3 protein-coding genes are annotated in these 3,161 nt (G+C 36.6%); all 3 read right to left on the minus strand.

Annotated features, from left to right (window positions below):
* Nucleotides 1–198: hypothetical protein (locus ACILQR_RS16775; protein WP_395652500.1), on the minus strand; the 198-nt coding region annotated here is incomplete at its 3' end.
* Nucleotides 199–248: 50 nt separating this feature from the next.
* Nucleotides 249–2,786, minus strand: a complete 2,538-nt coding sequence (locus ACILQR_RS16780; RefSeq protein ID WP_395652501.1) for a hypothetical protein — start codon at nucleotides 2,784–2,786, stop codon at nucleotides 249–251.
* A 53-nt stretch (nucleotides 2,787–2,839) separates the two neighbouring features.
* Nucleotides 2,840–3,161 (minus strand): hypothetical protein (locus ACILQR_RS16785; protein WP_395652502.1); only part of this gene is annotated, 322 nt, incomplete at its 5' end.

The following is a 3,161-nucleotide window of genomic DNA, read 5'->3' on the forward strand; positions in this document are numbered from 1 at the left end:
TTGTTGTACTACAGGTTGCTCTTCAATTTGTGGAGCATCTGTGGTTTGTTGTTCTACCGGATCGCCATTGGCATCTACGGTATTTTCAGATACAGTTTCCTGTTCTGTTTGTTCATCTTGCGGTTCCTGTGCTGGCTGATTATAATTATCAAGCAACACATCCTCCCAAGATGATGCCTTGTTTACATTTTCTTCCATTTTCTTCCTTCTTTGTGTTTTACAAAATTAACTATTAATTCAATGTGTTTTTACATTGGTTGTTCTTCAGCCTCAATAGCTCCTTCTTCTCCAGCCTCTTGGACCATTTCTTGACCTTCTTGCTGCATCTGTTGGTCTTCTTGTTGCATTTCTTGACCTTCTTGCGGTTGCTCACCACCTCCTTGTTGCTGTTGAGCCATTTCCATAGCTTGTTGTTGAGCCATTTCCATTTGTTGCTGTTGTTCAGCCATAGCTTTTTGTTGCATCTCAGTTAACTCATCCATGATGATTTGTTTTTGAGTTTGAACAACACCATCTATACCATCAAATATGAATGGAGGCATCTCTTCGATAGGAACACCTTGTTCAAGAAGTTTCTCAAGAGTCTTAACGCGGAGTATATTAAAGTATTTAAGAGTTTCTCTTTCTTTATCGTTCTCCAACTCTTCTTCGTATTGTTGTAACTTAAACTGGGCTTTAGCTTGCTCTAGCTGTAACTCGCCTTGAGATTTAGCCTGCGCTGCCTGAACAGCTTGTTGCATTTGCATTTGGCTATTCTGTTGAGCTTCTTCCATTCTCATTTTACGACGTTTCTTCTGAGCTGATACTAAATAGTAGTTAGCTGCCTTAGGGTTGTCTAATAAACGAATTTGGATAGCGTCTTCTAGTTCAATTGTTTGTTGAGCTAATGCTTGCTGGATATTTTGCTCCAACATCATTTTCTCGTTGTTATCAATTACCGCTTCAATCTTAACGTCAAAGTTTATTTTCTCAAACTCATCTGTAGCTTCCATCTTAATGTACTCTACTCTATCGGTACCTAAAGCGTATTTGTAACCTTCGTATCCTTCTTTACCGAATACTAAGATATCCCATAATCTCATTTGAGTTAACTTAGCAGTTCTTTCAAGGATGCTTAAGTATGAGTTGTATATGTAGTTAATAGAGCTCTCTCCAATCTGGCGAGCAGACTCTAATACCTTGGCACCTACAGCTTGATTAGAAATCATACCTTGATCTAATGAGTTAGATCCAATCATTCTCTCTAAGTTGTTTAGGTAGAAGTTATATAGATTGATAAACGATTCTAATTTAGATGTAAATGGTACGTTCAATGGGTTGATAGGTAAGCCACTGCTTCCTTCCATATCATCTACACGACCTTTGTGGAATATAATACCGGTCTGCTTGTAGATACGAATTAGCTCTAACGGCTGTAGAGCTCCTTTACCGTTACCTAAATCAACGTCAGCCATACCTGCAATATCAACGCTATATCCATCTGGTGCAGCATTTGCAACGATGCCTTGTATTTTAAGGTATGCTAACTGCATTTGTTTAATAGAAGGAATCATAGTCTCTATAAGAGGCTTGTTGGTCATTCTATTATTGTTGTACATATAAACAGTATATGGAGACAAACAATCCTGTAGATTGTCATTTGGTCTAACCATGTTTTCAGATACTGCCCAATGTAATAAGTGATTAGTATCACAAATCCATGCACCATCGTAAATAACATAGAACGGTTTAGATTTTACATATTCTTTACCATCCTTCATTTTTTCAGTTCTATCTAGAATGGTTTTGCCAAATCTATCCTGATTCTTTTCGTAGGTGATGTTATACAAAGTTCTATATGACATTTGCAATACAGGAACCCTGAATGAATCATAAGGTCTTGATAGAGCATTTGCATATTGAAAATTCCAAGTAAATGTAAATGAAGCTGGATTATTAAATTTACCTACGTTATTTTTTGCTAGGTTGAATAATTCCTCTTCAGATACTTTTCCAGGATATTGTTGTCTTACTTCAGTAATTGGCATATAAACAACCTCACCGGTCCATTCAAGGTCCTTCATGTCGGGGCGTTCACTATATGACAATATTAAGTTGTATGGGTTTATTTTACGAATACGTATCTTACCGTTCTTATCAATAAATGATTTAGTTCCAGAAAAACCGAATGTAATTAAGTCATCTAAGATAGCATCTTTAGTTTCAGTCCAATCGTTTTGGTATAAAACTAAATCGATACCCTGCTCCATCATTACCTCTTCACGCTCCTTATATGTAAATCCAAAGAATACATCTAATTCCTCATTGTCTTCTGGAGTAAATGATTTTGGATCTTCAAGTTGCAATCCAGTTTCTTGCTGGATCTGCTCTATATCACCCTTGTATTTCATTCTAAATTCGGCATTAGCTTTTTCTTTTGCCTTTCTAGTAACACTTACAGGGTCCACAGCACTACATCTAATCTTTTCAATACGTTGATTGAATCGATCTTTGATACGCTGGATAATAGGAATCGCTACAGGTAACGGAGTAAAGTCTAAATTTGAATACGGCTGCTGACCATTGATATCCAAATAATCAAGGAACTCCTGCATTGGCTGCACTCCTGTAGCGTACGCTTTATTATAATCAAATCTCGTTTGTCTTTGTTTCTGACTAAAGCCACCATACCCATTTACCCATTGGTAGTAGGCAGTTCTCATAACTTTTAATCCGTACTCTGCCGAGTTTTTATCTTTATCGGGTTTTAATGGACTAGGAAATCCATAGATAGTATCTTGCGCCATTTAATCTTAGTGTAAATTCAGTTACAAAGTTAGTTAATTTTACAGTTTGTTTTTTATTGACTTAACTTAATAGGTTGAGCAAATTTCATAAAGACTAATTTATTCTCTTTACTTTCAACTTTGACATTTTCGGTCCCTGCTAATAAACTCATACCAAATGCTACGGTATCATCATACTTTGTTCTTTTGACGTGTTTATAGGCTATCAGATCCTCTATAAGTTCTGTAAAGTATATTTTGTCGCAGTGGAGCTCAACGTAGTTGTAAACCGTGTCAAAATGCTTCTGGAGAGCAAATGGGTCTTTAGATGGTGTGCCGTACTTTACTTTCTTATTCTTTCTGTTAGGATCGATTGTAGATTTAGGTCTCCACATC

The sequence above is a fragment of the Brevundimonas sp. genome (genome assembly GCF_044239655.1).
GTDB lineage: Bacteria > Pseudomonadota > Alphaproteobacteria > Caulobacterales > Caulobacteraceae > Brevundimonas.